Here is a 7122-nt window from a genome sequence, read left to right on the forward strand (position 1 = left end):
CTGGGCAATATCCGTTACCTGGCCCGGCTTCTGTCCACGACTGATCCCAAGATGGCCCAACAATTTCTGGCATCACAAATGTCTGAACTTAAAGATGAATACGGAGTTGTGTTTACGGATCTGGGCCTTGTGGATTCAGATGGTATCCAGTTTGCCTATGAAGGCCCCTTCCGCCTTGTCAATGCCGATTACAGCCAGGCAACCTGGTTTTTAAAGGCCATGGACAGCCCCTATTATATTTCCGATGTGTTTGCAGGGCTTCGCGGCCACCCCCACTTTATCCTGGCAGTCAAGCTCTCCGCCCAGGGCCGCACCTATATCCTGAGATCCACCATTAATTTTACAGCCTTTAACAGCCTGGTGGAAAACGTCCAGATCGGCAGGACCGGTACGGCATTCATTGTCAATGCCCAGGGCGAACTCCAGACCCATCCCCGCTCTGGAACCAAGGGAGCCGTCCCTTCATTTATTGCGGATCCAGCCATTTTCAAAGACAAACATACACATACGCTTATTCTCAAGCATAAAAATGACAAGGGCAGAACCTGCCTGTATGCCCTGGCCCTGTTTAAAACAGTGGGCTGGCGCATGGTGTTCCGCCAGGATGCCAGGGATGCATTAAGGGATATGTGGAAAGCCGAAGTGCTCACCCTTATCCTATTCCTGCTGGGCTGTGCTGCCATAGTGTCAGTTTCTTTTACACTCTCCAGAAACCTTGTCAAACGCATCGCAAAGGCAGACCGGAAAAATGAAGCTATGAACCAGCAGGTGGTGGAAAGCGGCAAACTTGCTTCTATTGGTGAACTTGCTGCAGGCATTGCCCATGAAATCAACAACCCTGTGGCGATCATGGTGGAAGAGGCTGGATGGATGAGCGATCTTCTCGAAGAGGAGCCCGGGATGACCCCGGATAACAAGAGTGAGTTTCACCGGGCCATTGAACAGATCACAACCCAGGGCCGGCGCTGCAAGGATATTACCCACAAATTGTTAAGTTTTGCCCGGAAAAGCGATGCCACAGTGGCAGATATCGACATCAATGACACCATCCGGGAGATCGTTGGGCTTACCGCCCAGATGGCCCGGTATAACAACGTAACCATCTCCACCCGGCTTGACCCTGGCCTGCCCTTTATCCGGTTTTCCCCATCTGAACTGCAGCAGGTCATTTTAAACCTGACCAACAACGCCATTGATGCCATGGGTAAAGACGGCGGCACCGTGGAGATTGTAACCGGCGTCAAAACCCAGGACAACGATAATAGCCTTGAAATTAAAGTGGAAGACAACGGACCAGGCATTCCCGCCCAGTACCTGGACCGGATTTTTGATCCCTTCTTCACCACCAAGGCCGTGGGAAAAGGCACAGGATTAGGCCTTTCCATCTGTTACGGCATTATTCAGAAAATGGGTGGCACCATTGAAGTGGAAAGCCAGGTGGGACAAGGCACCTGTTTCTTAATCCGGTTGCCCGTAAATATCCGCCACACAGCCAAACCGCCAACAAGCGATACAGCCAATAACATTTAAACCATTTAGGGAGACTTTGCAGATGAAACTTTTATTTGTCGATGATGAGAAAGCCTTTCTGGACACCCTGATCAAACGGCTTGAAAAACGCGAATTCAAAGCAGATGCCGTTTATGACGGGCAATCCGCCGTAAGCTTTTTGTCAGAAAATACCAACACGGATGTGGTGGTACTTGACGTGAAGATGCCCGGCATGGACGGACTTGAAACACTTCAAGCCATTAAAAACGAAAATCCGCTGGTGGAAGTGATCATGCTCACGGGCCATGCCACAGTGGAAAATGCCATTGAAGGGATGAAACGCGGCGCATTCGACTATCTGATGAAACCCTGCAATCTGGAAGAGCTCATTAACAAGATTGAAGAGGCAGCGACCAAAAAATTTAAACATGAGGAGAAGATCATGGAGGCCAGGGCCAGGGAAATCACCGGCCACATGGTTTAAAAAATGACAATGAAAGCCACCCCCGTACCCCATACCCGCCTTCTTCTGGTGGATGATGAGAAAGGATTTGTGGATGTGCTCACTAACCGGCTGGGCCGCCGGGGCATTAAGGCTGTCAAGGCATATTCCGGTGCTGAAGCGTTGCGAGCCCTCCGTGAAGCCAGGTTTGATGTAATGGTCCTGGATCTGAAAATGGAGGACATGGACGGCATTGAGGTGTTGAAAATTGTCAGGAAAATGGCCCCGGACCTGCCGGTGATTATTCTGACCGGACACGGTTCAAGAACAGCCGCAGAGGACGGAATGACATTAGGCGCCTTTGATTACCTGACAAAACCCTGCGAACTGAAAGAATTAATGGAAAAAATCAGCCTGGCACGGCAGGCCAAAAACAAACAGAACGGAGAAACAGACCAATGATACTCAAATCGAGCGGATTCAAACTAGCGGTAGCAGTGTTGATAGGTGTAATCGTGTTTATTTTGCCCAGGCCGGAAGGGACAAAATTTAAACTTTCCGGCACCGGCGCAGACCAGTTAAGTCAGTCAGTTTCACAATATTTTTCAATCCAGCAGACTGAGCCGGGAAAGCCTGTTATTCTGACGGCCAAGGCCCCTGGCACCGACCAGGCCCGGGTACAATACCTTGCAGGCCAGGCCAAGGATATGGGCCTTTCAGACGTTACTGTGGATTATGTGGACGGGATGAGCCCCAAGGCGAAACGGTTTTTATCCGTGCTTGCGGTGCTGGTTATCCTGTTTGTGGTTGAGCCCATACCCCTTGAAATCACGGCGGTGCTCATTGGCGCCTCCCTTGTGATTCTGGGCATCACCGATGTAAAAGGGGCATGGGCACCCTACATGCATCCTGTTGTTATTTTCATCATGTGCTGCCTGATCTTTGCCATTGCCCTGGACAAGGTGGGGCTGACAAAACGCCTGGGGTATTTTATTATCAAAAAAGCGGGCAACTCCGTAACCCGGTTCACCTTTATCATTGCCGTGGGCCTGGGCCTTGCGTCCGCTTTCATGCACGATGCCGCAGCATGTGCCATCGGTATTGTTACCATGCTGCCCCTGATGCGGGCCGTGGGAGTTGAACCCCATTCCAATACGGCAAAATTCATGATGCTCTCCCTGCCCTTTGCCTGCTCCTGCGGCGGCATGGGATCCCTGATAGGTGGTGGCCGGTGCATGGTTTCCGCTGCATTTTTAAAGGAGTTTACCGGGATAGAGATCACCTTTTTTGACTGGATCAAATATTGTATGCCGGCAGCCATTATCTGCGTGCCTGCTGCAGTTTTACTCGCCTATCTGATGTACCGGCCGGACCCCAATATCAAGATGCCGGATTTTAATGAAGATCTGGGCCCAATGACAGCTGTTGAGAAAAAAGCACTGATTATTATTGGCATTTCCTTTGTATCATGGCTCACCAAGAGCCTCCACGGCCTGGACTATTCCGTCACCGGTGCTGTGGGCGTGGCCTGCCTGGTGTTGTTCGGCGTTTTAAAATGGCGTGACATCAACGACAACCTGGAGTGGGGCACAGCCCTGTTTATCTTTGGCGGCGGCATCTCTTTAGGCCTTGCCATGGGATATTCCGGTGCAGCAGACTACTTTGCCAACCTGTTCTTCCCGCTGATTGAGGGCAAAGGGTGGCTGGTACTTTTTGTGGGTGTAGGCGTGTTCGGAGCCCTGGTTACCAATGCCATGGCCAATGTGGCGGCAGCGGCGCTGGTTTTGCCCATTGTTATCCCTATGGCCCAGCTTGAAGGGGTCAACCCGACCATCCTGGCCCTGTGCCTTGGTATGGCCACATCCTTTGCCATGCTGCTGGTCATCGGCTGTCCGCCCAATGCCATTGCCTATTCATATAAGTACTTTAAAGCTTCGGACCTGACCAAGCTGGGTCTTGTGGCCACACCCACCCTGCTTCTGATACTGGTGGGCGTGGTATGCACCTGGTGGAAGTTTTTGGGTCTAATATAAAAGGAATTTTCTGAACCTAATGGAAATCAATACCCTTGAAAATGATACCGGAAAGGTTGTCCGCGTGCTGCTGGTAGACGATGAGGACAGCTACCGGAACGCCGTTGCCCGGCGTCTGGAACGGCGGAATATGGTTGTCAGCCAGGCACCGGACGGCACCTCCTGCCTGGAATATCTCGGCGGCAATGAAGCCGATGTGGTGGTGCTGGATATGAAGATGCCCGGTATGTCGGGCATGGAGACCTTTAAGGCCATCAACAAATACCATCCGGGTCTGAAGGTGATTTTTCTGACCGGAAATGCCGCTGTAACCGAAGGGGTGGAAGGGGTCAAGGCCGGGGCCTTTGACTACCTGTCCAAACCCGTGGAGATTGACCACCTGGCCGGCAAGATTCGCCAAGCCTGGGAACTCAAACGCCTGGAGGCGGCCCGGGAGCGGGATAAAATCTTCAGGCGGCGTCTGGAAAAACGCATGATCCATACCCAGCGCTTAGCCACCCTTGGCACCATGTCCACAGGCATTGCCCATGAAATCAACAATCCGCTAGCCATTATCAAGGAGTCAGCCGGATTCATGCGCATGGTGCTGGAGGGTCCGGACCAAATTCCGGAAAAAGAGATGCTTTTCAAGGGACTTGACAAAATAGAGAAAAGCGTGGACAGGGCCAGACGGATCACGCACCAGCTGCTGGGCTATGTCCGGAAACACAGCCATGATCTCGCCCCGGTGGACATCCGCCAGCTCTCCGAGGATACCGTGGTGTTGATCAAACAGAAAACACAGGCTAAAAAAGTATCTGTACAATGGGATACTGAACCTGAGCACCAGATGCTGATGTACACCGATCCGTTCCAGGTACGTCAGGTATTGATCAATCTTTTAGAAAACGCGGTGGATGCCGTGGAAACCGGTGGGCAGATCCGGCTGGCCCTTTACAAAAGGGAGCAGTCGGTCTGCCTTGAAGTCCGGGATAACGGCAGCGGCATCACGCCGGAAAATATGGAAAAGATATTTGATCCTTTTTTCACCACCAAACCCAATGTGTCGGAAAATGAATCCGGCACCGGACTTGGGCTGTTTGTGGTGCACAAGATCATGACCGGACTTTCAGGCAGCATCCATGTGGAATCAGAACCCGGACACGGCGCGACCTTTACGATCTGCCTGCCTGAATGGCATTCCGGTTAAACAATTACAAGTTCTTTCATACATTTTTTAAGGAGAAAAACCCATGATAAAAATACCGGTTAAAATCTTGATCGTTGATGATGAAAAAGATTTTGTAGAGATGTTTTCCCTGCGCCTCACCCGGCAGGGGGAAAAGGTGTCTGCCGCCTACTCAGGACAAGAGGCCCTTGACCTGCTTGAAAAAACAGAAATCGACGTGGTGATCCTGGATATCCGCATGCCCGGCATGGACGGCATAGAGACCTTGAAAAAAATCAAGGCAGGCCATCCCCTGGTGGAAGTGATCCTTCTCACCGGTCACGGGTCCACGGAGACAGCTGTGGAAGGCATGAAAGAGGGGGCCTTTGATTACCTGATGAAACCGGCGGATTTTGAGGATATCAGCGTAAAACTGGCCAATGCCTGGAAGCGCAAGGACGAACAGGAAGAACGCATCCGCAAGGCCGAAGCCCGGCTGCTCCTGCGGCGGTCCGGAGATATTTAGGAAAAAAAGGAAATATTATCAATGAGCCTGAAGCAAAGGATATATTTTGCCAATGCCGTGCTGTTAGGAATAACGGTCATGGGAAGTATTGCCATGATCTGGTATACCTATAATACAGAAGACCTGTTCACAGGCATTGTTGCAAGGCACATCCCTGTGTACCAGGCCGCCGAAGCCCTTGAAACCTCGTTACTCAACCAGAAAGGATATCTGTCCTATTATCTACTGGACAAGAATCCCGAATGGCTCAGGCAGCTGGCTAACTTCAAACTGGATTTTGAAAGCCAGCTGGCCTGCGCCAAGCCCCTGGTCACAAAGGCCTGGGAGAAAGAGGCGATTGCCAGAATTGAATCCATGTATACGGCTTATATTGAGGCCAAGGACAGGGCATTGACTTTGTATGAAAAGGGCGACCCAGGTGCCGGGGCCGCCCTTCACCGGGAGGTCAGGGCAAATTTTTTCAAAATTTTTGAGCTATGTGAAAAATTTAAAACCGCACATAAAAAGTCCATAGACCTTGTCGTGGAAAGCAGCCGGACCGATGCCAGGCATCTGCGATATATCGGTCTTCTGGCCATTGTCACCGTGGTGCTGCTCAGCCTTCTGATCAATTATATTTTCACCCGCCACATCCTCGGGCCTATCCGCAAACTGGCGGCAGAGGCAGATCAAATGGGCGACGGCCGGGTGTCAGGCAACGAAATGGCGGCGCTGAAAAGCTGCGTCCACGGTTTGATTGAAAATGCCGAACAGACCCATGCAGAACTTGTCCGGAGCCGGGAAACCCTGATGCAGTCGGAAAAACTTGCCCTGGTCGGCAGGCTTGCCGCAGGCATGGCCCACTCCATCAGAAATCCCATGACTTCCATTAAAATGAGGCTGTTCTCCCTGGGGCGGTCCGGCAAGCTGTCCTTTGGCCAGAAGGAGAATATCAGCGTCATCTCAACGGAAATCGGGCAGATCAACAAAATTCTGGAAAACTTCCTGGAATTTTCCAGGCCCCCGAAACTGACCATGAAAAAGCAGAGTCCATCCCAGGTGGTGGACAACACCCTGAGACTGCTGGAACAGCGCCTGAAATCCTACGGTGTCACCGTACACCTGGTTCGCAGTGAACCCCTGGACGAGGTTCTGCTGGATGCCGGACAGCTCAAGGAGGCCATGGCCAACATCATCATCAATGCCTGCGAAGCCATGGAAAAAGGCGGCAGCATCACCATCACCGAAACCATGGACAGCATTAACAAAAACAGGGACACTGCGGTTATAAGAATCCAGGATTCCGGACCCGGCATCCCCGCATCAATACAGAATGAAGTTTTCAACCCGTTTTTTACAACAAAAGACGAGGGGACGGGTCTGGGGTTGAGCATCTGTTTTAATATCATCAGCGAGCATGGCGGATGTCTGATGCTGGACAGCCAGGAAGGCCAGGGAACCTGTTTCACCATCACACTGCCGACAAGAGGGAATGCCCATGGCA

7 protein-coding genes are annotated in these 7122 nt (G+C 51.6%); all 7 read left to right on the forward strand.

All coding sequences use genetic code 11. From position 1 onward, the window contains the following. Window positions 1–1530 (forward strand): sensor histidine kinase (locus AB7U36_RS14930; protein WP_428160520.1); only part of this gene is annotated, 1530 nt, incomplete at its 5' end. A gap of 22 nt (window positions 1531–1552) precedes the next feature. Beyond that, window positions 1553–1975, forward strand: coding sequence for a response regulator (locus AB7U36_RS14935; RefSeq protein ID WP_428160521.1), 423 nt, complete (start codon window positions 1553–1555; stop codon window positions 1973–1975). Window positions 1976–1984: 9 nt separating this feature from the next. Continuing rightward, the gene (locus AB7U36_RS14940) at window positions 1985–2395 is read left to right on the forward strand and encodes a response regulator (RefSeq protein WP_428160522.1); all 411 of its coding nucleotides are present in this window, start codon (window positions 1985–1987) and stop codon (window positions 2393–2395) included. Further along, a complete protein-coding gene (locus AB7U36_RS14945; protein ID WP_428160523.1) occupies window positions 2392–3966 on the forward strand; it encodes an SLC13 family permease in 1575 nt (524 codons plus the stop codon). The genes AB7U36_RS14940 and AB7U36_RS14945 overlap by 4 nt, the downstream gene beginning before the upstream one ends. Window positions 3967–3985: 19 nt before the next feature. Next, a complete protein-coding gene (locus AB7U36_RS14950) occupies window positions 3986–5155 on the forward strand; it encodes a response regulator (protein ID WP_428160524.1) in 1170 nt (389 codons plus the stop codon). Window positions 5156–5198: 43 nt separating this feature from the next. Then, the gene (locus AB7U36_RS14955; RefSeq protein WP_428160525.1) at window positions 5199–5639 is read left to right on the forward strand and encodes a sigma-54-dependent transcriptional regulator; all 441 of its coding nucleotides are present in this window, start codon (window positions 5199–5201) and stop codon (window positions 5637–5639) included. Between the two features lie 21 nt (window positions 5640–5660). Continuing rightward, the coding region (locus AB7U36_RS14960) for an ATP-binding protein (protein ID WP_428160526.1) at window positions 5661–7122 on the forward strand (1462 nt) is incomplete at its 3' end.

This window comes from Desulfobacter sp., from assembly GCF_050177295.1.

Coding starts and splice junctions, on each gene's coding strand:
- AB7U36_RS14935 (WP_428160521.1), top strand. CDS start 1,553: ATGAAACTTTTATTTGTCGATGATGAGAAAGCCTTTCTGGACACCCTG.
- AB7U36_RS14940 (WP_428160522.1), top strand. CDS start 1,985: ATGAAAGCCACCCCCGTACCCCATACCCGCCTTCTTCTGGTGGATGAT.
- AB7U36_RS14945 (WP_428160523.1), top strand. CDS start 2,392: ATGATACTCAAATCGAGCGGATTCAAACTAGCGGTAGCAGTGTTGATA.
- AB7U36_RS14950 (WP_428160524.1), top strand. CDS start 3,986: ATGGAAATCAATACCCTTGAAAATGATACCGGAAAGGTTGTCCGCGTG.
- AB7U36_RS14955 (WP_428160525.1), top strand. CDS start 5,199: ATGATAAAAATACCGGTTAAAATCTTGATCGTTGATGATGAAAAAGAT.